The organism is Bacillus sp. ABA4_010, from assembly GCF_056159105.1.
The window spans coordinates 1,528,463-1,554,725 of record NZ_JBSWUN010000003.1 but is presented as its reverse complement, the minus strand read 5'-3'; the positions used below and the strand labels follow the sequence as shown (position 1 = coordinate 1,554,725).

The following is a 26,263-nucleotide window of genomic DNA, read 5'->3' as shown; positions in this document are numbered from 1 at the left end:
TTACACACCCGCCTTTTCCAAAATATGAACGGTCGAATACGCACCGGTTCCGCCTAAATTTTGCGCAAGTCCGATTTTCGCTCCATGCACTTGGTTTGGTGCCTCTCCGCGCAGCTGTAGAACGATTTGGATAATTTGCGCCAAGCCTGTCGCTCCGATTGGATGACCGCGTGACAGTAGCCAGCCGCTCGTATTGACCGGCACTTTTCCGCCATGCTTCGTTTCTCCATCTTCGACCGCTTTCCAGCCCATCCCTTTTTCCGCAAATCCAAGCTCTTCGATCGCAATAATTTCCGTCATAGAAAAACAATCATGAAGCTCCACGACGTCAATATCTTCAGGTGTGAGACCTGCCTGTTCGTACGCAAGACGCGCCGATTCACGAATAGCCGGAATCGCGGTCAAGCTTTCAATGTATTCAATTTGTGTCGGCCCTGATGCTTGACTTGATGCGATAATTTTCACACCGTTTTCTCCTTTGGAAAGAACAACAGCTGCCGCTCCGTCCGTCGCCGGTGAACAGTCAAATAAGCCAAGCGGCTCGGTGATAAGCCTTGCGTTCAAAATTTCTTCGACAGATGTTTCTTTTCGGAACTGGGCATTCGGATTATTTAACGCATATTCACGGTTTTTCAGCGCCACCATTGCCAAATGCTTTTTGCTTGCGCCTGTTTCGTAAAAATAACGGTTCGCCACAAGCCCAAAAAAGGCCGGAAAAGTCAAGCCTGCTTGCTTATCACTTGAAGCGTTATCCATCGCCGCATTGATTGCTTTTGTCACCTCTTGTGTCGGCGCATGCTTCATTTTTTCGACTCCTGCAACTAATACATGGTCATACACGCCGTTTTCAATCATTAAATACGCTTGGCGAAAGGCGATGCCAGCAGACGCGCACGCCCCTTCCACTTTCGCAGTCGGAACCGGTCCGAGTCCTAGTTCATTCGCGATGATCGAGCCGAGCACCTCTTGATTGTTGACCATCCCTGACATGAAATTTCCGACATACACCGCATCAATTTTCGGAAACCCCGCATCTTTCCATGCTTGAACGCTCGCTTGAAGCACAAGCTCTTTTGCACTCGCTTCCTCATGCGTCCCAAACTTCGTCAATCCCACTCCTGATACGACTACACCGCTCATTGCTTAACCCCCTTATACTGTTCGCGAAGTGCTCGCTTTAAAATTTTTCCGTACGGACTTTTCGGCAAGTTTTCGACCATATATACTTCTTTCGGTTTTTTAAAGTTCGCCAAATGTTCACCGCACAGTGTCATTAATTGCTGTTCATCTACTTGAATGTTGCCATTTTGGACAACATAAGCAATGACTCGCTCTCCCCACCGTTCATCAGGAACACCGATGACACACGTTTCCTTAACACCGTCATGCTTATTGAGCACTTCCTCAATTTCTCGAGGATAAATGTTCATTCCCCCGCTAATGACGACATCTTTTTTTCGATCTACTAAGTGAAGATACCCTTCTTCATCCATCCAGCCAATATCACCGGTATGAAGCCAACCGTTTTTAATCGTCTCAAGCGTCGCACTTGGATTATTCCAATACCCTTTCATTACGAGTGAACCCTTGCAGACGACTTCGCCCGCTGTTCCGGTCTTTGCTTCTTCGCCGTTTTCATCGACAATTTTTACCTCAACGAATGGTCCTGATTTTCCGCATGATTCGAGACGAACAGCAAGTTCCTGCCGCGGCATGATTGTCACAGCCATCGGCGCTTCTACTTGTCCATATGTTTGAACGAGCTTCGGCCCTAATAAGTCGAGCGCCTTTTTCAGCTTCGCGGCCGCCATCGATGAACCCGCCATATTAATAGATTTGACATGCTGGAGCTTCACTGGATGAAACTCACGCTCTTGAATCATTAAATTAATCATCGTCGGCACAAGAAATAGAACCGTTACTTTCTCTTTCGCCACATCATCAAGAAACTCCTTTGGATCAAATTGATTGAACACTACTTGTGTCAGTCCAAATAACCAAGCAATATGGGATAGAAAATTGCTACCGTGCGTCAATGGCGCCACGTGGCCGATTGTATCGTCCGCTGTCACTTCACAAGCAAGGGCCAGGGATAATGCACCTGCAATCATGTTGCGATGCGACAGCATCCCTCCTTTCGGCCGTCCAGTCGTCCCTGATGTATACATAATCGAAAATACATCATCTTCCTGTACTTCACATCTCGGATAATCGTCGCTTTGGCGAAGCAACCACGCTTCATATTTCTCCCCGACTTCAAGCTTTGGAATGTCCACATCAATCTTATGAATCAGCTCTTTTTCACCAATCAACAGCTTCGCCCCTGAGTTTTCAATCATATAAGAGAGTTCTTTCGGATGAAGGCGATAATTGAGCGGCACTTTAATGAAACCGCCAAGCGCGGCCGCACAGTCCGACTCTATCTGCTCCGGACGATTGGACATGAGCACCGCGACTCTGTCGCTCCTTTTTAAATGATAGCTTCGAATGCCGTTCGCAAGCTGACACGACCGAATGCGCAGCTCATCATACGTCATCGTTTCACCGTAAAATTTAATTGCGATTTTATTCGGATAAGTCCGAAACGCTTTTTTCATATAGGATCCGAGTGTTTCCATGCTATTCCCCCTCGTACGGCTTCAGCGTCAATAGCCGAAACCCTTCTTGTTCATCATAGGCGCGGATGACACCGGCTCGGACAGCTTGCACTGAAAATTCAATGGTGACCGCAACGGGATTTTCTCCTTTTAGAAAATGTCCTCCGGAAATGGCGCCTCCTTCCTTGACGACTAGGGCATGCATATGCAAATCAAGGCGTCCGCATTCCATTTTCGATAAAAAACCTGTTGCAGAAAGCACTTCAACGAGACCATTCCATTCGACCGGACTAGAATAAGCAGGTTTTCTATTTTGGATGGACGGCTGCGCAAAGACCGCTTTACTTAATGAACCAATGCCTGTCACCGTACCAGCCGACAGGCGATGTTTTTCACATTCCGCCACAATTCCTTCCAAGAAGTCTGTACCTTTTGCGAGCGTTCCGATTAAGATGCCGCGCTGCTCGTCATATACAGAATGAGACATGTGTGCCACCATTTCACCTTCTTTCTGTTTCCTTTACTCCGCTTTCTAAATGTTTGAGCATATGGATGATTGTTCATTCAATTTCTTTATCCGATTGCTGAACCGCCGCATACTTTCAATACCTGTCCGGTCGTGTAGCCTGAAGCGGGTGAAGCAAAATAAAAGACCGCCTCGGCAATATCTTCCGGCGTTCCGGGACGTTTAATCGATTGCAAGCCAAGGTTATAGTTAAAGCCGCTTGTCATCTCTGTTTCCACAGGACCTGGAGCAACACTGTTGACACAAATGCCGAGCGGACCGACTTCTTTTGCGACCCATTTAGAAAAGGCGATGACCCCGCCTTTTGAGGCAGCATAAGCTGGACCTGAGCGCCCTTTCATCGAACCGTCTGTCGTCGACGAATACCCGCCGATAAGACCAGATACTGAACTGACGTTGACAATCCTTCCGTACCCTTGCTGCTTCATATATGGATAAATAGCTAGCTGGGTAAACAAAAAAGTCCCTCTTAAATTCGTATTCATGTCCCGTTCCCATATGTCATCCGTCATCTCTTCCAAATCAATCCGTCCGCACGTTCCCGCATTGTTGACGACAATGTCAATCCGCCCGAACTCGGCAGCCGTTGCATCGATAATGTTCTGCACTTCGGCACGTTCACGAATATCCGCTTCATAAGAGCGAACTTGTCTAGTTGGAGCCGTTTGTACAACCTTATTCATCGTATCTTCACTTGATAACAAATCGACTAGAACAACATGAGCGCCTTCTTGTGCGAGCTTGAGGGCACAGGCGGCGCCAATTCCTCGTGCCGCCCCTGTCACTATGGCTGTTTGACCTGACAATTTCATTCCTTATTTCACCCCTAATACATCCGGCAGCCATGTGCTGAAGGATGGAATGTATGTCACTAAAATTAAAACAATAAAGGAAGCGACCAAATAGGGAACCGTCGCTTTCGAAATAGACTTCAGCGGTACATTGGCAATGCCGCACGCCACATAAAGATTCACGCCTACTGGCGGTGTAAACAAACCAATTGCCAAGTTAACCGTCATAAACAAACCAAATACGGTCGGGTCCACCCCGAAATGCAGCATAATCGGGAGTAAGATCGGGACAAAAATGTAGTATGCGGAAATGGCATCGATGAACATCCCCGCAACGAGTAAAATGACATTCACCAGCAGCAAAATCATATATTTATTGTCGCTGAACGCAAGCAACATGTCTGACACTTGCTGGGCGATTTGTTCGGTTGTGACGACATAGCCGAACAAAGATGCCGCACTGACGATAAACATCACGACTGCTGTTTGAATAGACGAATCAACAAGCACTTTTGAAATGTTGGTGAGCTTCAAATCCCGGTAGACGAACAAGCCGATGATAAGTCCGTAAAAGACTGCTACAACTGCCGCTTCTGTCGGCGTAAATACCCCGCCGTATATACCGCCTAAAATAATGACAGGGATTAACAACCCCCAAATCGCCTCTTTAAACGCAACCCATATTTCTTTTCCGCTCGCCCGTTCTCTTGCAGCTGATAGTTCCAGTGCTGCCTCACTTGTCGATACTTTCGCCGCCGCCTTCTTTTTGACATACATAGCGGCCAGCGCCAAACCCACACCAAGCATCACACCTGGAATGATTCCGGCGATAAATAACCGAGCGATAGACACTGGAACTTGATCTCCCGCTACAACGCCAAACACGATAAACGCAATGCTCGGCGGAATAATAATGCCGATTGAGCCAGAGCTTGATAGAAGGGCTGCCGCCGACGCTTTCGGCACACCGTTTTTCGCCAGCGCCGGAATTAAAATCCCGCCTATAGCAGCAACTGTCGCGGGGCCTGAACCAGAAATCGCCGCAAAGAAAATCGCTGTGAGAACGGTAACAAAAATGATGCCGTTTTTCCGATGTCCAACACATACATCCGCAAACTGAATTAGTCGTTTTGAAATACCTGCCTGTTCCATAATGACCCCTGCTAAAATGAAGAACGGAATGGCTAACAGCGTGAACTTAGCAATGCTTGTATACATAATGTCGGCAATTAAAGAAAGCGAGGAGATGCCGCTTGAATACAGAAGGCTTCCAATCGCACCTGCTGCAAGGGCTACAGCAATTGGTATCCGAACAAGCAGCAGGGCAATGAACGTCCCAAATAAAAGAAAGACGGTCATACGTGTTCCCCTCCTTTTTGATGCAATCCTTTCCATTCCTTCACTGTCGCTTCAACTGTTCGCACTAAGCAAAGCAGACTTCCAAAAGGCAAGGACAAAGAAAACATCCATTGCGGCCATCCTAATGCCGGTGTCGTTTGCTTCACCATCATCTGAAACTGAACCATCTCGATGCCGTAGTAAGTAAATAAAGCGAAAATCATGGCCATTATGAAACCTGTAACTACCGTCAGCCGTTTTTGAAGCGGCAAGCTGGACTTTTCAAACAGCAGCGTAAAGCCTAAATGAGCATGTCTACGCAATCCAGCCGCTGCCCCGACAAACGTTAACAGCACAAATAAATTAATCGTCAGTTCTTCTGTAAATGCGAGCGAATGATTTAAAAAATAGCGGGTCATTACATTCATAAACGCAATCACGGCCATGACTGCGGCCGTCATTGTTAAAATGATGTGTTCGATTCGTTCGAGCAGCCGTGACATAAAAAACATTCCTTTCCAAACAAATTGTAAGCAAATTTAGACCGTTACTGGAACGCCTTCAGCAAATCAGCTCCCCATTTTTCTTTATATGTTTCATAAATCGGCTCAGCTGCCGCTTTAAATGCGGCCATTTGCTCAGGTGTCGGCTCATAAAATTCCATTCCTGCGTCTTTCAATGCTTGAATTTGTTCGGCTTCTTTTTCACGTGCCATTTGGATTTGCGCAACATTCGCATTGTTCGCTGCTTCTTGAATGACCTTTTGATCATCTGGATGCAGGGAATCGAATTTCTTTTTGTTCATTCCTAAAATCAGCGGATCATAAGAATAGTTCCACATTGTAATGTATGTTTGCACTTCGTTTAATTTAGCGGAGTAAATAACATCAATCGGATTTTCCTGTCCATCAATTGTATTTTGCTGCAAAGCGGTAAAAACTTCTGAGAAAGTCATCGTCGCTGGGTCCGCACCGAATTCTCTCCACAGGTCTGTATACATTTTAATGCCAGGGATACGTACTTTTAATCCAGCTAAATCTTCAGGTGATTGAATCGGTTTCACTGAGTTTGTCACTTGACGGAAACCGTTTTGCCCAAAGCCAAGCGGTTCAATTCCCTTTTCACGAAGCAACTCTTTAATCGCCTCTCCACCTTCCCCGCTGAATTTCTCATCGACCGCTTCTAAACTATCAAACAAAAATGGGGCACTCGCAACACCGAAGCGCTCATCCAAAATGGAATAAATAATGGTAGAATGGTAACTCAAATCCGTTGAACCTTTTAACAACATCTCGACACCTTTACCGGAATCTCCCCCCGATAACTGCTCATTTGGATATACATTAATCGTAATACGGCCGTCTGTTTTTTCGTTCACCTCTTTGGCAAATTGCTCAGCTGCCAAAAACCATGTCGATGTTTCCCCTACTGTAACCGACATTTTTAAATCAAGCTTTTCTCCCGGTTCTGACGAGGTACCAGCACTCTCCGATTTTCCACACGCTGATAAAATAAGCGTAAAGATAACGCTTACAATCATTAAACTTGTCATCTTCTTTTTCATCATAACTCTCCCTTTTTTTCGATTTCATTTGTTTGATGTGTCACTACAGGGGAAAGTGATCTCTATCCCCTAACTGGAACGAACTCTCATCGACGATGGTCCTCGCTTGCTGGCGGATGTTCTCTATTTGTTCATCCGTAAAATGATAGCTGGCTCGAGTCTGACGGCTTGTACGGTAGTCACTTCCATCGTCACACTTGATGCAAGCTGAAATGCAAATGGATTGTTCTTCACAGATGTGAGCGATTCTAAGGTGGACAAGAAACGGTGAATCGTGGCGGTGTTGCGGTTCATGAGGAAAATCAATTCGTTGAAAGAGCGAGACCATTTTACTAGCTGCTCCATGAGGTAAAAAGCTTTTTCAACGGTTTTTCAGTTTTGAATTGCTAGACATGGCCCCCTTCTCTATGAAACTATCGTTTCGTTTGCTTAAAGTATATATATTCCATTTTTATTAGTCAAATAATTTTAAATTTTAAAATAATTATTGTTTCACTTCCTAAAAAAATCCTTTAATAATTTAATTATAAAAGAATCTTCTATCAATAGCGGTTCCCTCATCCCCCACTCAAACTTCTCCAATTACTCTAAGTTTGGGAGGAAAACTTACGGCTCGTTCATACGAGATAAAAAACAGACCAACATGTTTACTTGGTCTGCTCATTCATTTCTTTTTTTAGATCCGTGACTTAACTGTACTATGATTATAAAAGGATAATTAGTTCAATATATGAGGGAGCACCATTTCCTCTCTTGTTCAAGTAAAGGACCCGATTCTTGAGTAATTTATTGTGGAAATTATAGGGTTTTGAAATAATGGTTGTTAAGTTAAAGGGCGGTATGGAGGAAGAAAAATGAAGATAATAGAACTACCAATTGAATTTGAATTTAATGGACAAAAAACTGTATTTATCCTAGCATGATTATCTTGAATAATGAACTAACTTTGGTCGATACACGGTACACCAATTTTTTACCTTTAATCGAAAATGAAATTTTGAAAAATGGGTATGAGATGACAATCATATAAGTTCCTTATATGATTTCAAAGAAAAGTATCCTTGGATTAACATTATAGCTAGTGAAATTGAAGCAAAATACATTAGTGGTGAAATGAAATCAGAAAGATTACTTCAAGCCGAAGAAATGCTAGAAAATATACCAAAAGAAGAAATGGAATTTGGAAAGTGGTTTATACAGCAATTAAAGAATTTGAAGCATGTTTCAATTGATGAAAAGGTACGTGACGGTGATATAATTTTAGATAACAAATGTAGAGTAATCGCAACACCAGGGCATACGTCAGGGCATATTTCATTATACTTTCCAAGTTTAACATTCTTTTATAATACAATAGCTCTTCTGCAATCGAGGTAAAAACGGAAAACCGTTATGTATGTCTTTCAGATGATCTCGATATTGAGTTTTCCAGAAAAGGGCGCGATTGTGGCACAAGAAGGAAAAGGAGAGAAACAGATTAGTCATGACTAATCTGTTTCTCTCCTTTCGATTTAGGTCTAAATAAATTTTAAAAGATCGCCTGCTTATCCTTCAGTCAAGTCGGTAATGTCCACAGTCGTTCGTTGTTCAAGCGGCCCTCTTAAATGAACGGTTGCCGTTCTTCCATCTTCACTTAATTCATCAATCCAAATGGAAGCACCATTAAATTTTACTTCAATATCAGCAGATGAGGACAAAATTTGCTTTACCCGTTTAACATCCATTGTGTTCACTCCTTTAATCTATTCACCATAGTGTTTGAACAAATCCAATTTTTATGCAAAGGAAGAGAATGCGCCTCCCCATCATGTTCGCTTCCGCAAGCTCATATACTAATGTCAAAGACTACGGAAACGAGGTGATTACACATGAACGTGTTTGTCCGAAAAGGAGATTCACTTTGGTATTACAGTCAACTCTTTGCCATCCCTGTTCAGCTTATTGTCGATTCCAACCCATCTGTTGATCCAACTGAGCTGACCATTGGGCAAAAGATTCGAATTCCGGGCTTTGTCACGACGGCTTATACGATTAAAAGCGGCGATACGTTATGGAATGTAGCTCGCAGCCGTAATTTGCCGCTTGATGCGCTACTAGTGGCGAATTCGTCCGTCAATCCGAACGCCCTACAAATTGGCGACACCATTCAAGTACCGCTCCGCATTACGTGGCGGCTCGTCAATGGAAAGCAGCGTTATACTTACGATCAAATGGTCAACGATTTAAACAGGCTCGTCCGCGTTTACCCATTTTTGCGGCGACGCTCTATCGGAGATTCCGTGTTAGGTGAATCGATTCCTGAGCTCTTAATCGGCAAAGGGACGAAGCAAGTTCATTATAATGCCGCCTTTCATGCGAATGAATGGATTACAACCCCTGTCATGATGACTTTTATAAACGATTATGCACTTGCTTTAACAAATTCTGGCTCCATTCGCGGGTTATCGGTTCTCCCGCTTTATAGCCAAACTACTTTATCGCTCGTTCCAATGGTGAATCCAGATGGCGTGAATCTTGTGCTGAACGGTCCTCCCGCTCAGTCTCCGTGGAAAGAGGACGTGGTCCAAATTAACGGTGGCAGTCGTGATTTTACCGGCTGGAAAGCCAACATTCGAGGAGTGGACTTAAACGATCAATTTCCGGCTAAATGGGAAGAAGAGCGGGAACGAAACCCGAAAAAGCCGTCGCCAAGAGATTACGGCGGCGAAAAGCCCCTTACTGAACCCGAAGCGATTGCGATGGCCGAGTTAACGAAAAGCCGAAATTTTGAGCGGGTTCTCGCTTTTCATACACAAGGAGAAGTGATTTATTGGGGATTTGAAAAGATGGAGCCGCCAGAAGCGAAAAGGATTGTTGAAGAATTTGGACGAGTGAGCGGCTATGAACCAGTACAAACCATTGAAAGTTATGCAGGCTATAAAGACTGGTTTATTCAAGATTGGAAAAAACCAGGTTACACCGTTGAATTAGGAAAAGGCATCAATCCGCTTCCACTCAGCCAATTCGAGGAAATTTACGAGGAAACGCTCGGCATTTTTTTAGCCGGACTATATATGTAAAGTTGCATCTCCAACGGGACGTTTCCCTTACGTCCCGTTGGATTTAGGGGGTTCTTCTTCGGAAAGCTCTCTCGCTTCCTCAATATTCGTTTTCTGTCCCCTCATATGGACCGAGCCGCCTGACAAACCTTCATTAATCATCCGGTCAATGTCTAAATACGCCTCATCTCTTCCTTCATACTGCAAATCCTGTTTTTCCTTCATCGCTAACCCTCCCGCTTTTTATGCCACTGTCCTTATTGTGTGGAATAAGCGAGAAAATATGAGTCGATGGAGAAAGAACGGCGGTTATTCCTCTTGCCCTGCTGTTTTAAATACCGATTTAGCGTAAAACTCGATAATTTCTCTTCGTCTAATGATGCCGATAAAAGTTCCGTGGTCATCAATGACGGGGACAAAGTTTTGTTCTGTGGCCTGCAATAAAATACTGCTCATTTCGGCATAGATGGAAATGGCTTTATTGTCCTGGCGTCTTGGGACGTTCTTCAATTTCATATCTTCTAAATCCTGCAAATTCATTTTCCCTTCTTTTTTTAAAAACCAAAGAAGGTCACCTTCTGTCAGTGTACCTTTATATTTCCCTTTTTCATCGATAAGCGGAACGGATGTATATTGATGATGCTCCATCTTTTCCAGTGCTTGGCGTACAGTAGATTCAATTTCAATTGTTGCAACTTCATGCTTTGGAATAAGAAAAAATGCAATGTTCATACGTTTTTTAGCTCCTTTTTCACTTACCTAAAATGAGCCGATTCCTGTACGTTTTTATTTAAACGCTTCCATGAATCGAATATCCTCATATCCATAATTATATAGTAATAATATCGTTTAGGTGAAGGAGAACCATCAAAATTGAACAAAATTTACTTATTTGGAAAACTCATTTCTCTTTTTTTCGTGAACTTGATACAATGAATCGTAGACATTACACATGAAAGGAAGAGGAAAATGAGCGCTTGGGGCACCGGGATTTTTGAAGATGATTTAACATGTGACATACAAGACGAATTTAATGAGATGATGGATGACGGCTTATCTGTTGCAGAGGCAACTGGACATATTTTAGAAGAGTTTTTAGAGGAGCTTGATGATTTGGAAGACGAGGAAGAACGATTGGCAGAAGAAGCCCTCGTTTACATCGCTCTTGCTCAATTGCAGCTTCGCCATCAATCCCTTCAGGAATCGGTTCGCACAAAAACAATTGAACTAATTGACAAAGGGGCCGACCTTCCGTTTTGGGAAGAAGCTGACCGAAAAGACTGCCTTGAGCGCAAGGAAGTACTTGAGCAGCTAAAACAAAAGCTAGCAGAGAGCGAAACCGTCTCTTAAGCTTGTATTTACGAAAAATGCCTGATATCCGCATTGGACATCAGGCGTTTTTTATGACTCATTCTGCCTCTTATAAGGCTGCCTCTGTTTCTTCTTTTACTTCCGATTCCACAGTTGCCGGATACACTTCAATTCGTTTAATGTGGTGTTCTTCCATCTCCAATACGGTAAACTCATACCCGCCAAAGATTAAAGATTGACCTTTTTCCAAATCAAAGTTTTGGGTTAACATCCAACCACCAATTGTATCCATGTCTTCTTCTTCAATCTCTGTTCCTAGTAAATCATTCACTTCATCAATTAATACTTTCGAATCAAAGATGTAGTGCTGTTCGTTTACTTTTTGAACTTCAGATATTTCATCGGCATCAAATTCATCACGAATATCGCCAACAATTTCTTCCAAAATATCTTCCACTGTTACAAGTCCGGCGGTTCCACCGTACTCATCTACTAAAATAGCCATATGAATGTGGTCCTTTTGGAATTTAAGCAATAAATCATGAATCGGAATTGACTCGATTACTTGAATAATCGGTTTTGTATACGATTCAATCGTTTTTTGTGACATATCCATTCCATGAACGTAATCTGTTAATATTTCTTTCAAGTTAACCATTCCGATAATTTGGTCTTTGTCGCCATCAAGTGCAACTGGATAACGCGTATATTTTTCAACCTTTGCGACTTTCAAGAAGTCTTCAATGGTATCCGTCTGCGAGGTACCCACAATTTCAGTACGGGGGACCATAATTTCTTTCGCAACGCGATCATCGAAGGCAAAAATGTTGCTGACATAGTTATATTCAGACTGATTGATTTCACCGCTCTCATAGCTTTCTGAAAGAATGATGCGAAGCTCTTCTTCACTGTGCGCCACTTCATGTTCTGAAGCTGGCTTTAACCCGAATAACCCTGTTAAGAAACGAGCCGATCCGTTTAACACCCAAATGAACGGATACATGATTTTATAGAAGAAAATAATTGGGCGGGCAAACAACAAGGTCACAGCTTCCGCTTTTTGAATCGCGAATGTCTTTGGCGCTAATTCTCCAACTACTACGTGCAAAAATGTCACCGACGCAAAAGCGATAGCAAACGAAAGAAGGCTCACAATCGACTCGCCTAATGCTAATCGTTCAAATAAAGGATGCAATAATCGTTCAACGGTCGGTTCCCCGAGCCACCCTAATCCAAGAGCTGTTACGGTAATTCCTAATTGGCAAGCTGATAAATATTCATCCAAGTTGGAAATGACTTTTCTAGCCGCAATGGCGTTTTTATTTCCTTCTGCTACCAACTGGTCAATACGGGTACTGCGAACTTTAACGACAGCAAACTCTGTTGCTACAAAGAATCCGGTCATCGCAATTAACACGGCGATTAATAGTAAGTTAATAATGTCCAAATATGATCCTTAGCTCGTTTTGACGAAACGAGTAAGGGTCCACCTCCTAAAGATAGAAAAATAATAGTCATGTTTTATTGTATTTTCGTAAAAAACATTCCGTACTTGGCAGCCGATGTCGGACTGCTCTCTAATAGTCATGTTTCTTACATTCTCCATCGCTGTAAGTGCGACAACTCGGTATCTCCCAGTCCCATCGAACCACCTCCTTTAAGTGAAAAACCCCAACATCAGTTCGGTCAACATTCCTTGTAATGATAGTTTTACGTTTTACGATTTCAATAGGTTTCATTTTTTTAGTTCACATTGTACATTTTTTATTATTTTACCATTTTTAAAGAAAGAGGACATGGGAAAATGCCCCATGCCCTACTTTTTACAATCCAAGCGAAATATATTTGACTTCTAAATATTCCTCAATGCCGTAATGCCCGCCTTCACGTCCAAGACCGCTTTCTTTAAAGCCGCCGAACGGTGCTTGAGCAACAGACGGCAAACCATCGTTTAAGCCGACAATGCCGTATTCAAGTCCTTCTGAAATTTCCAGTGCTTCGCTTATATGTTCACTAAATACATACGCCGCTAAGCCGTACGGCGAGTTGTTGGCACGCTCAATGACTTCTTCTGTTGTTTGAAATGTCGTAATGGGTGCAACCGGACCGAATGTTTCTTCTTTCATGCAAAGCATATCATCTGTCACATTCGTCAACACCGTCGGTTCAATGAAAAAGCCTTCTTGGTCATCAAGCTTGCGACCACCAATTACCACCTTCGCACCTTTTTCCGTCGCATCTTTCAATTGTGCAACTACTTTCTCGACCGCACGCTCATCAATTAAAGGGCCAATATCGACTCCTTCTTCCAACCCGTTTCCGACTTTGAATTCAGCGACCGCTTTTGTAAAAGCATCAACGAACGAATCGACGACCGACTCATGAACATACACACGGTTCGCGCAGACGCACGTTTGGCCTGCATTGCGATATTTTGACCCGATGAGACCTTTTGCCGCTTTTTCAATATCCGCATGTTTCGTGACGATAAACGGCGCGTGTCCGCCAAGCTCTAGCGACACTTTCTTCACCGTATGTGCTGCTTGGCGCATGAGCAACTTTCCAACCTCTGTCGAACCAGTAAAGGAAATCTTGCGCACACGCCCATCTTTCATCCACGTTTCACCAATTGCCTTCGCATCGCCTGTGACGATGTTAATGACACCTTTCGGAATGCCCGCTTCTTCTGCCAGCTCGACTAATCTTAAGGCCGTCAGCGGCGTTAGCTCCGCAGGTTTAATAATAGCCGTGCAGCCAGCCGCCAATGCCGGTGCTACTTTTCTCGTAATCATCGCTGCTGGGAAGTTCCACGGCGTAATAGCTGCCATGACCCCGACAGGCTGTTTTTGAACGAAAAGGCGCTTTTTCGGATCAGAGGCCGGTATCGTTTCGCCATAAATGCGTTTTCCTTCCTCTGCGTACCATGAAATAAAGCTGTTTGCATATCCAACTTCCCCAATTGCTTCTTTTAGCGGCTTTCCTTGTTCCTTCGTCATGAGCTCGCCAATTTCTTCTTTCGCTTCTTCAATGAGCGCGTGCCACTTCATTAAATAGGCGCTTCGTTCCGCGGCCGTTTTCTTTGACCAGCTTTTGAACGCTTCATGTGCAGCATCCACCGCTTGTTTCGCTTCCTTTTCCCCGCCGTTTGGCACGGTTGCAATAACATCCTTCGTCGCTGGATTTATCACGTCAATTTTGTCGTTTGTATCAATCCATGTTCCATCAATATACATTTTCCACTGTTTCATTGTCTGCACTCTCCTTTGCCTTATGTAGTTCGCTTTCTTTATTTTCGATATGTCCATTATATTTTCCTCTGTTCATTTGATAGAAGAAATAGGCTCCAATCGTTGTCCAACCCGCCACCATGATCCATTCATACGGCCAAATGAGTGCAGCTGGCATTCCTGGCATGTACAACACGATAAAACCAAAGCTTAACACAAGGGCAATCCACCCGATGGCACTTCCTTTTCCTGCTTTAAACGGTCGAGCCATATTCGGTTCATTTTTACGTAAAAGAATGAAAGATAATGCCACTAAAAAGTAGGCAATCACAATGCCTAAGCCTCCTGCATCAACAATCCACACTAATGCTGGTCTTCCTAATAATGGGGCTAGTACGGCTAACGTCCCAAGAAATATTACCGCGTTCGAAGGCGTTTTATATTTCGGGTGCAAATAAGCAAACCATTTCGGAAGCATGCCTGAAATAGCCATCGCGTAAATAACACGGCTTCCTCCAATAATAAAAGCATTCCAGCTTGTAACAATCCCACAAATCCCGCCGACAATTAAAATATTCGCAAAAAGTTCTGAGTTAAAAACGGTTGCCATCGCATCAGCTGTCGCTAATTGCGTAATGCTTAACGCTTCTTTGCTTAACGCCATTGATACACCAAACGCAATCGCTAAATAAAAGATAACGGCACATCCAACCGAAAAAATTAAAATTTTTCCGATATCTCTTGGCGGAATATTCGCTTCCTCGGCAACTTGCGGAATGACGTCAAAGCCGACAAACAAGAATGGCACCATAATAAGAACCGCCATTATACCGCCTGCCCCGCCTTCAAAGAACGGTGCTAAATTTTTTGTTTCCCCATTTGTCACAGAACCAAACACAAGCAATAAACCAATTCCGACAATCGCAATTGTTAACACTACCTGCATGAAAGCAGCAGGCTTTAATCCAAAATAGTTAAGAGCCGTCAATAATACCGCCCCAACCGATCCAATCAACACCCACGTAATATAAACATCCCAGCCGCCAATCGTCCATAAATAACCGACTTGATAGTTTGGAATTAAATAATCAATGACCGTCGGCAAAGCAACGGCTTCAAACGTGACGACCGATACATATCCGAGCGTAATCGCCCACGAAACAACAAAGGCAGCTTTATGCCCCATTGCCCGCTCGACATAATGGTGCTCGCCCCCTACAGCTGGCATAGCAGAAGCAAGTTCTGCATACGTCAACCCAACAAACGTAACGAGCAAACCGCCAATTACAAAAGCAACGATCGCCCCCATCGAACCAGCGGACACAATCCAGTTTCCAGAAAGAACGACCCAGCCCCAGCCAAGCATCGCTCCAATTGCTAAAAATAATACATCAACCCGTGATAAAACCTTTTTTAATTTCTTCTCTTCGCCTTCCATCCCCTTCAGCCCTTTCGATATATTTCCTCACTTTTCGCATGGCTGACGATTGGCTAATGCCAAGCGCTTCAGCTATTTTATAGGTGGATTCATATTTTTCATATGCTTGCTGCACGACTCTTTTTTCCACTTCCTCCAAAATTTCAGGCAATGTGTCGCCTTTTGGCGCAAACTCTGTATGCAGCATTTCTGACGGAAGATCGTCTACCATGACGATTTCGTCATTTGTAACGACAAGCCGCTCGACAATATTTTCAAGTTCACGAATATTCCCTTTCCATTCATGATGAATGAACGCCTCCAACACTTTGGGCGAAAAACGAACCGCTTGCTCGTACACATTATTAAAATGATCCAAAAAATGATACACAAGCGGAATGATATCTTCTTTTCGCTGCCGAAGCGGCGGAATGTGAATGGGTACGACATTTAAGCGGTAATATAAATCACGCCGAAATGTTCCTTCCTCCACCATTTGAGCCAAATCTTTGTTCGTGGCAGCAATAATGCGAATATCAAGGGTAATCGGTTTTTGCCCTCCAACAGGACGAATTTGTTTTTCCTGCAAAACGTGAAGAAGCTTGCTTTGCGCTTGCAGCGATAGCTCCCCGACTTCATCTAAAAATAATGTTCCGCCATTCGAGAGCTCAATAAGTCCTTTTTTTCCTTCCCGAAACGCTCCTGTAAAAGTTCCACCTTCATAACCAAATAATTCAGACTCAATGAGCTGTTCCGGCAAGGCTGCACAGTTGATGTCATTGAATATTCGGTCTTTTCTTGGACTTAATTGATGAATCGCACGAACAATTTTGCTTTTTCCGACTCCCGTTTCCCCTAGTAATAGCACCGTTGTATTTACTTTTGCGACTTTTCTAACAGTAGCTAAAACACGTTCCATGCTCGGACTTTTTGAAACGAGCCCCTCCACTTCGAGTGGCTCGCTCCATTCCTTTTTATAGGAGGCTAATTGATCTTCCATTTCTTCGAGCTTATGCCGCAAATGCATCAGTTCCGTTAAATCGCGCGAATAACTGATGACACTTTTCAATTCCCCTCGTTCGTTAAACACCGGCTGTGTGCGTACATGAAGATACCTGCCCGAGTTCGTCGTTTGAAATAATTCAAGCGACTGTTTTTTTTCAATTACCTTTAACGTCGCAGACGGATAAAAAATGCCCATTTTCTCTAAATCTTTCACATGCTTACCAACAAGCTGACTCGAAGGCATACCATAATTTCGTTCACATGCAGAATTGACGAGAACGACAATTCCATCTGCATTCGTTAAAAATATTTCATCGAACGATGATTCAAAAATGTCAAGTAGCTCTTCTGCAACAGGACCTAATGATGAATTCATGACAAGCTTCCTCCTGAACATAATATTATTCATATTATATCAGAAAATTCTTTCAACATAGAGAAGCTTGTAAGATTTTGTCACATCGTTCACACAGCGGCCATTTCAGCAGCAAGCGCCGCTTTCAGCGATTGTTCAATAATGTCGAGCCCTTCTGCTAATTGTTCTTCTGTTATAACGAGCGGCATTAAAATACGAAGAACGTTTCCATAGGCCCCAGCACTTAACAACAGCAATCCACGCTTATTCGCTTCCTGAACGATGCGATTTGTCAATTCTTTATTCGGCTCTTTCGTGTCAAGGTCTTTCACAAGCTCCATCGCACACATCGCTCCAAGTCCGCGCACATCTCCAATTACCTCATACGTTTCTGCCAACTGATGGAAACGGTCCATTACGATTGCCCCAAGCTTTTCTCCGCGCTCATTTAACTTTTCTTCTTCGATAATATCGAGTACAGCAAGGGCTGCCGCGCATCCGAGTGGACTGCCGCTATATGTGCCTCCAAGCTCACCTGGGGCTGCCGCATTCATAATTTCTTTTCTGCCAATCACTCCGCTAATTGGTACACCGGCACCCATTGATTTCGAAACCGTAATAAGATCTGGTACGACATCAAAATGCTCAATGCCGAAATAACGACCTGTTCGCCCAAAACCTGCTTGAATTTCATCCGATACGAATAAAATGCCATGCTTTTGGCACTCTTCGTATACTGCTTGAACAAATTTCTTAGACGGAACGATAAAGCCCCCTTCTCCTTGCACGGGCTCCATCACAACAGCAGCAATTGTTTCCGGTGCCACCTCGTTAATGAACAGCTCACGGAACTGCTGGATGATGCTCTCTTCGTATTCCGCTTCCGATAAGTTGCCAGGACGGCGGTATGTGTATGGATATGGCGCTTTGTATACTTCCGGTGCAAACGGCCCGAACTCGAATTTATATGGCTTCACTTTGCTTGTCATTGTCATCGTCATTAACGTCCGGCCGTGAAACCCTCGTGTAAAAGAAATAATGCCAGGGCGTTTTGTATATTTACGAGCGATTTTTACGGCATTTTCCACCGCTTCCGCTCCGCTGTTTAATAACAAAACTTGCTTCTCATGCTCGCCAGGCGCAATCGCCGCTAATCTTTCAGCAAGCTCGATATATGGTTCATACATCACAACATTAAAGCCTGTATGAATGTATTGATCAATTTGGTCATGAAGTGCCTGCTTCACTTTCGGGTGACAATGTCCTACGTTAACCGTTCCGATAGCCCCTACGAAATCGATATACGAATTGCCGTCCACATCATGAACAATGGCTCCTTCTGCCGATTGAACAAAGGTTGGAATTCCGTTGCTTACCCCTTTTGGCACAATTTGATTTCTTCTTTCAAGCAACTGTTTTGCTTGATCTCCTGGTAAGTTTGTTGTCACATTCGCGTATGTTTTCGTCATCTTTTCTCTCCCCTTCTCCAAATAATCAGTCATCTATCTAAAATGCAAGAAGCGTGCCAATTTTAAAAAGGCGAAAAATTGCTTTTTTTCTGTCAAATATATATCCTTTCTAAGTCTAAATTGACTTAATTGAGTCACATTCAACTTATTAAGAGAATAAAAAAATCAGTAAAACGATAGACGATGAACACCTCTCTTCGCTTTACTGATTTCTAGTTCGTTATTTAGTTCATACTCTTCACATAAAATGTGCGTGTTCTCGGCCCGTCAAACTCGCAAAAATAAATGCCTTGCCATGTTCCAAGAAGAAGCTTGCCGTTTGTGACGATAATATGCTGGGAAGCGCCCACCGTACTTGCCTTCATATGTGCTGCTGTATTTCCTTCCATATGGCGGTCAAGCTTATGGTGCCACGGATACACTTCATCAAAGCGGCGTATCATATCTTTTTTCACGTCCGGATCGGCATTTTCATTAATGGTCATGCCGGCCGTTGTATGCGGACAATAGACAATGACCGCCCCTTCTTCGATTCCATGTTCTCGAACGAAAGACTGCACTTCGTCTGTAACGTCTATCATTTCGTCTCGTTGATTCGTTTGTACTGTAAATCGTTTCAGCATCGTATTCTCCCTTTCTTTCATATGTACTTACTTTCATATTACACTATCACGGAAACTAACCTCAAAAAAAAGAGAAACCAAACGGCTCCTCTTTTTAATAGTAAGGCGAAATCATTAAATATACAATCACACCGGTAAAGCTCACATACAGCCAAATAGGCATGCTCCAGCGCACAATTTTTTTATGCTTTGTAACTTGGTTCGTCACGCCCCAAATGAGCGAGAACAATGCAAGCGGAACGATAATGGCTGCTAATACACTGTGCGTAATTAAGATGAAGAAATAAAGAGAGCGTAAAAACCCTTCTCCGCCATAACGCGTCGTTTCAACAGATAAATAATGGTACGAAAGATACGAAACACAGAATAAAAGTGTCGTCGTAAACGCAGCGAAAATGAAGCGTTTATGGACCGTAATGTTTCGTTTTTTAATCGCATATAATGCTGCGCATAAGAAAATAAATGTAAAACTGTTCAGTACGGCATTAATTCTTGGGAAAATTGTTAAATCAAACGTCACTTCCCCACGGTAGCCAATCGGCGAGAAAAATAATAATAAAATAACAGCGTTCACTACAATGGAAAGACCGACAACAAGAGGCGTATAGTTTCGATTATTGTTCGGCGTTTCAGATATGTTGTTCATCTATGAAACCTCCTTCATTCTCCTGAAAACTCCACATATGTCCATCATAGTAGGTTGCAGCCGATTGTACAATCATTTTCCCTCAATTGAAACAAGATGTTCACAAACTCTCTTTTTCTTTATGCTCGCTTTTTTTGACACAAAAATCGTACGCTTTGCGCCACCAAGTTTTTTTGTCGTCCCCATTACCGTACGCAGCTAACGTTTCGCTATCCATTGTATGCTTCATAAAAAAGTCCCACATAAGCCGACTCGCGTCCGGACCTTTCGGGTCAGTATAGCTCCCATCCAAGCTGCCTCCAGACCATGCATGCCCCATTCCGGTCACGATGAACTTTTCCATAAGCACTTTTCCATCGTCATTTTCATACATAAACTGTTCGTATTCCAGTCCTTCTGGTACACGATCTTTTCTGACAGCATCTGCCTCGTTATCGAGCCAGCCTGTCAATTGACCATCTTGTGCCAAATCATTCGTAACGGCCCATTGGGTAATAAGCTGATCGGCATTTTTCAGGCCAACAGTACCATCATGGTCGCCATGGAAGACAATAATCGGGATCACTGCCGCATGGACCCCCATTTCTTCATACGCTTTCCTTCCTTGTTTGACAGGATTCGGTCCACCCTTTGACATCGCCGTATATGCGCCAATGACATTTCGCGCCGCTCGGTATTCTAGTCCTGCACACACACCGATTCCAGAAAATAAATCAGGATACGTAACTCCCATAATGACACTCATCGCTCCGCCTGCTGACAGTCCCGCTACAAAAATCCGTTTTCCATCAATCGCATAACGCTCTTGAATCTGCTCAACCATTCCGGCAATAATCGCCGGTTCCCCCATTCCTCTTTGCTGATTCGCAGAGCGAAACCAATTCCAACATTTATGATAATTTCCGGCAAACGATTGCTCCGGGTATAATACAATAAAAGTTTGTTCTTCTGCCAACTCATTCATTTTCGTACCAGCCGCAAAATCATCCGCATCTTGCGTACACCCATGCAGCATAACCACTAACGGCACAGGGCAATTAGGATGATAGCCGCTCGGCACATACCATTTATAACTTTTTCCTTGATGAACATCCTTCAAAAAGCTTCCTCTTATCTCATCCTTTTTTTCCATCTTCTGTCCATTGGCTTGTTCTACGTTTTTATGGCTGTGGGAAAAAACAGATAGCCCCATGTTGTTCCTCCTTTAACAAACCGCTGAAAACACCTCTTTCCTTCAGCGTATGCAACACGCACGCAAGTGATGAAAGGGCATTCATAAAATGTGTATGAAGATATATACTTTACCACCTTGAGGGGGTGGTAAAACATTTTTTGGCGAAATGAATGATCGTTCTAATGTAAAAAGGCATGCCTGCGACGCAGACATGCCTTTTTACCTTTTCTTCTATCGCTGGAAGTTTTTTTATTCTACTTCACTGATAAAAGTTTCTTTCCCTTCATCCATATTGAATTTATGTTTTCTTGCCGCTTCTTCGATTTCTCTAAATGCCCAATGATCTTTCGGTACATCTGTAAATGTCGGCTCAATGTCGCCTAAAAGCGGCCCTCGGTCAAACAATCGATTTAATACTTTAATTGCTTGGGCTCTCGTTAACTTTCCTTCTGGATTAAACGTACCGTTTTCATAGCCTTCCATGATTTTCGTTTGCTGAATGGCTAAGATTGCGTCTGATGCCCAATGCTGATTGGAAACATCCGTATACGTCATATTTCCAGTTTCTCCGAAAGTCGAACAGTATGCACGAGAAGCCGGATTATGTTCACATTCGCTTTTCACCCATCGGTAGGCAATCGTCGCCATTTGGGCACGTGTAATGTTTCCATTTGGGTTGAAAAGCTCTTCGTTTCCAAGCATGATCCCATATTTCTTTGCAGTCATAATTTCATTGAATGCCCAGTGTGAAGCAAGAACATCCTCGTAGTTTGCTTGTGTGCCGAATTCCTGTTCTACGCCTAGATTCCTAGCTAAAATGGCCGCCATTTGCGCTCTTGTAACAGGTGCATTCGGTCGAAACGTGTTATCCGGGTAGCCATTAATATACGCATCATGAACGTTTTCGTTCAACCCTTCCAAGTATACCATCGTAAACGTACTGAACTTATCAATTTCAAATTCCATACCTAAGGTGTCATCTTGATAAGTCACTACTTTCCCTGTTACCAACTCTGTCGTGTCGTCACTATGTTCAACGAAAATGACGACATTTCGTAAATACGCCTGTCTTTCTTGTTCATTTTGCGGCAATTCCTCTGCATTTACTGGCAATACAACGGTAACAGGCTGACTTTGCATGTTCGTATCAATATCTGCCGGTCTTCCTACTATTTCAATATTGCCTCCGTCTGCAAGTTCTTCTAGCACTTGTACTTTTTTCATTCTTTCCATTACTTTTTCTTTATCCTCTGGAGCTCTGATTGGAACAATTCTGAAATAAATATCTTCATCGAATTGAGATAATGTACTATTTAAAATCGCAAGCTTCGCATTCGCAGTTTCAACTTCTAAATCAATCTTTCCGCTGTTCAGTTCCGTTAATGCGATTTTTGGAATGGAAATATTGACTTCAGACACTTCATCTTTTGTATCAGGGATGATGACTCGCGCTGTATTATCGCCTTGCTCTGAAAGTTTTTTAATCGTTTCAGCAGCGCTTTTTTCTGTTAATACAACGGCATCCTTTATTTTCCCGTCTGTTTCTTTCGTTCTTGTAATTACCGTTTTTGATATAGCCGTTCCCTCTTTGCCGCTTTTAACATCTACGGTAATTTCTGTTTTCGTTCCAGAGCCTGAAGAGGAGTTATTACTACCACCACTGCTTCCGCCGCCTCCTGTGCTCCTCGCCTCCACAACGAACGTATCCGAAGCAACATCCTCTTCTTGTCCAACCACTACTTTATACGTCCCGTACATAGCATCTTCTGCCAACGTAAAGGAATTGGAGAACGTCCCATTATCTCCAACCGGAATGACATTAACATAGAAAATATGATTAGCAGGATTGTAAACTTTTACAATCACTTCCGCAGAGGAGCTTGTACCAGAAATAGTCACTTCGCTCCCTCTATACTTATTAGTAATATCTGATAATTCAACACTACTGGATGCTTTAACGACAGAATAAGGATGAAACAAGATTGCCGCCAAAACTATTAAGAAAAAGAATGGTTTTATTTTCATCATAAACTTCCCCTTCATTTTATATGTTCTTTTTTTACGATGACCGAGACTTCTTTTAAGGTCGGAAGGTAAGCGTATTCGAATCAGCTAAACTGATACCTACATCCGTTTGATGACTTAACTCTTGATCTAGTACATTAACGATAACAGAGTAATCTGAACCTGCCACATCGAAGTTAACAGATACATTTTCCGTTGTTTGCAATGTCTTTTCGACCACCTTCACACTAACCGGTGTCGTCCCCTTCATTAGCTGGAACACTACATAAGTCAATCCAGACGCTGGAACCGCATGATCTTTAAGGGAAATAGTGGCTGTGGCTTTCAGACCATTTTCAATTGTGAGGACACCTGTGATTTCATACGGTTTATCGTATTGTTCATAAACATGGATGATGAAAGCTGCTTCATCTGAATAATCCACTCCATCATATCCACTCACTTTTATCGTCGTACTGCCAGACCAATTTTCATCGGGCACAAACTGCAACTGACTAAATTGTTCTTTTGAAATTTCCTCGTTTGCTGTCACAATCGTTTCATTCGTTCCATCTACTAATTTAAGTGAGCCGTTAGCAGGAAGTTCTGTAATTTTGATTTTTTCTAATGAATGGCTATCAACATCTGTAAAGGCATCTGTAAAAAAAGATGATGTAAAGGAATAGGTTTCATTTATGCCAATTAAACTCGTTCCAAAGTTTAACGTTGGCTTTACGTTAAATTTAACCGGACCAACATAAGCACTTTGTACACTTGTCCCATTTCCACCTGCATCTGCAGGAATTACTTCAAAGCTAATGTACTTTCCATCATCATTTGCATCCAGCACGTATGTCTTATCAACAGCACCCGAGATGGCCGTCTGATTCGTTCCATTTGCATCATCTGCCCGATACCATTGATACGTTGTGTTCGTTTCTACATCCCCATCAACATCCAAGAACGTATAGGAAGCCGTTAACGTTGTCGTAATTAAGGTTGTTCCCGTTATCGCTGCATTTGCCGCTGTCGGTGCATCATTCACCGCATTCACTGTTAGATGAACGGTTGCACTGTTTGGTGTGTAATCGATGCCGTCTGATGCTTGCCACGTAAAACTTGTATTTCCGTTCCAGTTTGCATCAGGAGTGAACGTCAAGTTCGCTAAATCACTCACGGCAATTTCTTGTCCCGCCGTTACAGTTATATCATTTAGCTTTAATTGACCATTTGCGGGCAAGGTCTCCACCTTGATTTTAGCAAGCGATTCTCCATCCGCATCATTCACTTTAGCGGAAAAATCAGTTCCACTAAACGTTACAGATGTATCTTCCCCCATACTTTTATTAATCTCGCTCTCTTGGACGAATGTTGGCGTATCTTGAACAGACGCTACTTTTATGATCACAGAAGCTGCAATCTCTGAGTAATCGACCCCGTCCGAAGCCTTCCATTCGAAGCTTGTCCCAGTTGCTTCATCGTTCCAATCAGCATTTGGCACGAAAGATAGCTTCCCAATATCAGTCGCAGCAATTTCTTTCGGAAGATCACTTGCTAATAATGTTGTCCCATCAAATGTTAACACGCCATTTGCAGGAAGAGAGGTAATTTGGATGCTTGCCATTGCTTCGCTTTCCGTTTCCGTATATTGACTAGAGAAATCCGTTGCCGTGAAGATTAATGGCATATCTTCATTTATTGTCTTTGAAATATTTACAACGGTTGGTTTGATATTGGCTAAAACCGTTACTTTTCCAACTGTTAAATTAGCAGCAAGATTCGTTTGATCACTAGCCGTTAATTCTAAGTTTCCAGCTATATTCTTATTAAGGGTTAACTGTGCATCGCCGGTTGCTGCACCATCTTTTACTTTAAATCTCACATTAAACAAAGTAGAATCATCAGTAATTGGTTGATCTCCTCCTGTCGAGTCTACCCAAGCAGCACCGAACCAACCTTCCGTATTGTTAAAGTTCGACTCAAATTCCTCCGGAGTTCCGTGGCTTTGTGTAATACTGATTACTTCTAATTTTGACGGATCAAATTCAATTTTTTGGGCTCCGTACGCTGAAAGACCTAAAGATAAGTTCGCAATCGAAACAGGTACATCCACCTCTTGACCTGCCTTGGCTGTGGCTGTGCCGATGGAGAATGTGTTTGATTCGTTTACGGTTACAACCCCTGAAATAAGACTTACTTCTAGCCTGTTATTATTACTTCCGCCAAATATGGCTGAATTAGTGGAATCTATCGAAACTGAAGTATCTCCAACTGACGCTGACTCTAAAATTTCAAACTGTAAAACGAATAATTCTCCTGAAGTACTAACTCGTGCATCATCATTATAATCATCAAACATATATAGACCCTGACCAAAATCCATTGCCATAAAACCAACACTATTTCTTTTATCCTCTGCACTTATAAATCTCAACTTTGTACTATCAAAATCTATCTCTAACCCATAATTATCTATGTCCATGCTTGGAGTATCAATCGACACCGGAACATAAACGATATCCCCAGGATTCCCCGACACACTGCCAACCGATACCGTAACATCCGTTGGCATCGCCTCTGCATCAGTTGGGAGAACAGTTGTTATTGGGATAGCGCCTAACGTTGCACCTAGCATCATCAAGACACCTTTTTTGCTCAGTGGAATTTTGCTTATACTGTTATTCGAATTTCTTTTTTTCACCGTACAGCCCTCACATTCTTAAATGTTTTGTATTTTAAACGGGGCAGACAACATAACAGCTGATGATGGAAAATGTTCATTTTATGTGAAACACTTTCCATCCTTCGTCCCCAAATTTTATTAAACTCACTAAATATGAAACTACTTGATCCGCCGTTTCTTTATTTCGATAAAATACTTCGAGATTACAACGAAAAATCGACTCTTCTCCTTCTGTGACAAACACATCATTTTTCATGGAAAAGCCTTTTTCATAATGTTTCGAATCCAATATGTATTTGGGAGTGTATTCCTTCATATATTGGTCCACTTGCTGAATGATGTGCAGTTGCTCTTGCCATGTAATCGTTGCGATGCTTTGGGTGATTTCTTCTTGCTGAGGTTGTTCCGGTTGTTGGATAACCTCTTCTTCCCTATAAAATAATGGCGTGCGAAGGCGATTCCATAATGTATGCACGTTTTCACCTTCTTCCTTCT

Annotated in this window: 24 protein-coding genes and 1 pseudogene; 3 read left to right on the top strand and 22 right to left on the bottom strand. The window is 42.8% G+C overall.

Going from position 1 to position 26,263, the window contains the following annotated elements:
* The 8 genes from ACXAEO_RS08790 to ACXAEO_RS08755 form a co-directional block, all read right to left on the bottom strand.
* Complete coding sequence (locus ACXAEO_RS08790) at positions 1-1,140, bottom strand: thiolase C-terminal domain-containing protein (protein WP_474880085.1); 1,140 nt, start codon at positions 1,138-1,140, stop codon at positions 1-3.
* Positions 1,137-2,618, bottom strand: a complete 1,482-nt coding sequence (locus ACXAEO_RS08785) for a class I adenylate-forming enzyme family protein (protein WP_474880084.1) — start codon at positions 2,616-2,618, stop codon at positions 1,137-1,139. The genes ACXAEO_RS08790 and ACXAEO_RS08785 overlap by 4 nt, the downstream gene beginning before the upstream one ends.
* 1 nt (position 2,619) lies before the next feature.
* Positions 2,620-3,084, bottom strand: a complete 465-nt coding sequence (locus ACXAEO_RS08780) for a PPC domain-containing DNA-binding protein (protein WP_474880083.1) — start codon at positions 3,082-3,084, stop codon at positions 2,620-2,622.
* Between the two features lie 86 nt (positions 3,085-3,170).
* Complete coding sequence (locus ACXAEO_RS08775; RefSeq protein ID WP_474880082.1) at positions 3,171-3,935, bottom strand: SDR family NAD(P)-dependent oxidoreductase; 765 nt, start codon at positions 3,933-3,935, stop codon at positions 3,171-3,173.
* A gap of 3 nt (positions 3,936-3,938) precedes the next feature.
* Positions 3,939-5,273, bottom strand: a complete 1,335-nt coding sequence (locus ACXAEO_RS08770; protein ID WP_474880081.1) for a TRAP transporter large permease — start codon at positions 5,271-5,273, stop codon at positions 3,939-3,941.
* Positions 5,270-5,755, bottom strand: coding sequence for a TRAP transporter small permease (locus ACXAEO_RS08765; RefSeq protein WP_474880080.1), 486 nt, complete (start codon positions 5,753-5,755; stop codon positions 5,270-5,272). The genes ACXAEO_RS08770 and ACXAEO_RS08765 overlap by 4 nt, the downstream gene beginning before the upstream one ends.
* Positions 5,756-5,799: 44 nt before the next feature.
* A complete protein-coding gene (locus ACXAEO_RS08760; protein ID WP_474880079.1) occupies positions 5,800-6,816 on the bottom strand; it encodes a DctP family TRAP transporter solute-binding subunit in 1,017 nt (338 codons plus the stop codon).
* Positions 6,817-6,939: 123 nt separating this feature from the next.
* Positions 6,940-7,161, bottom strand: coding sequence for a hypothetical protein (locus ACXAEO_RS08755; RefSeq protein ID WP_474880078.1), 222 nt, complete (start codon positions 7,159-7,161; stop codon positions 6,940-6,942).
* 509 nt (positions 7,162-7,670) lie between these two features.
* On the opposite strand from ACXAEO_RS08755, the pseudogene ACXAEO_RS08750 reads away from it, so the two are divergent.
* A pseudogene (locus tag ACXAEO_RS08750) lies at positions 7,671-8,151 on the top strand (MBL fold metallo-hydrolase); the annotation flags it as partial.
* 209 nt (positions 8,152-8,360) lie between these two features.
* On the opposite strand, the gene ACXAEO_RS08745 reads toward ACXAEO_RS08750, so the two are convergent.
* On the bottom strand, positions 8,361-8,540 hold the full coding sequence (locus ACXAEO_RS08745; protein WP_474880077.1) for an H-type small acid-soluble spore protein: 180 nt from the start codon (positions 8,538-8,540) through the stop codon (positions 8,361-8,363).
* Positions 8,541-8,684: 144 nt separating this feature from the next.
* Here ACXAEO_RS08745 and ACXAEO_RS08740 point away from each other — a divergent pair, with 144 nt between their 5' ends.
* The gene (locus ACXAEO_RS08740) at positions 8,685-9,875 is read left to right on the top strand and encodes a M14 family metallopeptidase (protein WP_474880076.1); all 1,191 of its coding nucleotides are present in this window, start codon (positions 8,685-8,687) and stop codon (positions 9,873-9,875) included.
* A 27-nt stretch (positions 9,876-9,902) separates the two neighbouring features.
* On the opposite strand, the gene ACXAEO_RS08735 is transcribed toward ACXAEO_RS08740, so the two are convergent.
* Positions 9,903-10,079 (bottom strand): hypothetical protein, encoded by a 177-nt coding sequence (locus tag ACXAEO_RS08735; RefSeq protein WP_474880075.1) that lies wholly within the window; start codon positions 10,077-10,079, stop codon positions 9,903-9,905.
* Between the two features lie 84 nt (positions 10,080-10,163).
* A complete protein-coding gene (locus ACXAEO_RS08730) occupies positions 10,164-10,586 on the bottom strand; it encodes a CBS domain-containing protein (protein ID WP_474880074.1) in 423 nt (140 codons plus the stop codon).
* A 237-nt stretch (positions 10,587-10,823) separates the two neighbouring features.
* On the opposite strand from ACXAEO_RS08730, the gene ACXAEO_RS08725 reads away from it, so the two are divergent.
* On the top strand, positions 10,824-11,204 hold the full coding sequence (locus ACXAEO_RS08725) for a DUF4259 domain-containing protein (protein ID WP_474880073.1): 381 nt from the start codon (positions 10,824-10,826) through the stop codon (positions 11,202-11,204).
* A 70-nt stretch (positions 11,205-11,274) separates the two neighbouring features.
* Here ACXAEO_RS08725 and ACXAEO_RS08720 read toward each other — a convergent pair whose 3' ends face one another.
* From ACXAEO_RS08720 to ACXAEO_RS08670, 11 genes are all read right to left on the bottom strand, one after another.
* Positions 11,275-12,612 (bottom strand): hemolysin family protein, encoded by a 1,338-nt coding sequence (locus tag ACXAEO_RS08720; protein WP_474880072.1) that lies wholly within the window; start codon positions 12,610-12,612, stop codon positions 11,275-11,277.
* Positions 12,613-12,988: 376 nt separating this feature from the next.
* The gene (locus ACXAEO_RS08715; RefSeq protein ID WP_474884056.1) at positions 12,989-14,398 is read right to left on the bottom strand and encodes an NAD-dependent succinate-semialdehyde dehydrogenase; all 1,410 of its coding nucleotides are present in this window, start codon (positions 14,396-14,398) and stop codon (positions 12,989-12,991) included.
* Complete coding sequence (locus ACXAEO_RS08710) at positions 14,388-15,830, bottom strand: APC family permease (protein ID WP_474880071.1); 1,443 nt, start codon at positions 15,828-15,830, stop codon at positions 14,388-14,390. Before ACXAEO_RS08710 ends, ACXAEO_RS08715 begins: the two co-directional genes overlap by 11 nt.
* Complete coding sequence (locus ACXAEO_RS08705; RefSeq protein WP_474880070.1) at positions 15,784-17,190, bottom strand: sigma-54 interaction domain-containing protein; 1,407 nt, start codon at positions 17,188-17,190, stop codon at positions 15,784-15,786. The genes ACXAEO_RS08710 and ACXAEO_RS08705 overlap by 47 nt, the downstream gene beginning before the upstream one ends.
* Positions 17,191-17,279: 89 nt before the next feature.
* Positions 17,280-18,638 (bottom strand): 4-aminobutyrate--2-oxoglutarate transaminase, encoded by a 1,359-nt coding sequence (gene gabT, locus ACXAEO_RS08700; protein ID WP_474880069.1) that lies wholly within the window; start codon positions 18,636-18,638, stop codon positions 17,280-17,282.
* A 224-nt stretch (positions 18,639-18,862) separates the two neighbouring features.
* A complete protein-coding gene (locus tag ACXAEO_RS08695; RefSeq protein WP_474880068.1) occupies positions 18,863-19,261 on the bottom strand; it encodes a secondary thiamine-phosphate synthase enzyme YjbQ in 399 nt (132 codons plus the stop codon).
* A 94-nt stretch (positions 19,262-19,355) separates the two neighbouring features.
* Positions 19,356-19,907, bottom strand: coding sequence for a DUF420 domain-containing protein (locus ACXAEO_RS08690; RefSeq protein WP_474880067.1), 552 nt, complete (start codon positions 19,905-19,907; stop codon positions 19,356-19,358).
* A 100-nt stretch (positions 19,908-20,007) separates the two neighbouring features.
* The gene (locus ACXAEO_RS08685; RefSeq protein ID WP_474880066.1) at positions 20,008-21,099 is read right to left on the bottom strand and encodes an extracellular catalytic domain type 1 short-chain-length polyhydroxyalkanoate depolymerase; all 1,092 of its coding nucleotides are present in this window, start codon (positions 21,097-21,099) and stop codon (positions 20,008-20,010) included.
* Between the two features lie 231 nt (positions 21,100-21,330).
* Positions 21,331-23,109, bottom strand: a complete 1,779-nt coding sequence (locus ACXAEO_RS08680; protein ID WP_474880065.1) for an S-layer homology domain-containing protein — start codon at positions 23,107-23,109, stop codon at positions 21,331-21,333.
* A gap of 52 nt (positions 23,110-23,161) precedes the next feature.
* Positions 23,162-25,786: a cohesin domain-containing protein gene (locus ACXAEO_RS08675; protein WP_474880064.1), complete on the bottom strand. Its 2,625-nt coding sequence runs from the start codon at positions 25,784-25,786 to the stop codon at positions 23,162-23,164.
* 76 nt (positions 25,787-25,862) lie between these two features.
* Complete coding sequence (locus ACXAEO_RS08670) at positions 25,863-26,243, bottom strand: hypothetical protein (protein WP_474880063.1); 381 nt, start codon at positions 26,241-26,243, stop codon at positions 25,863-25,865.
* Positions 26,244-26,263 lie beyond the last annotated feature (20 nt).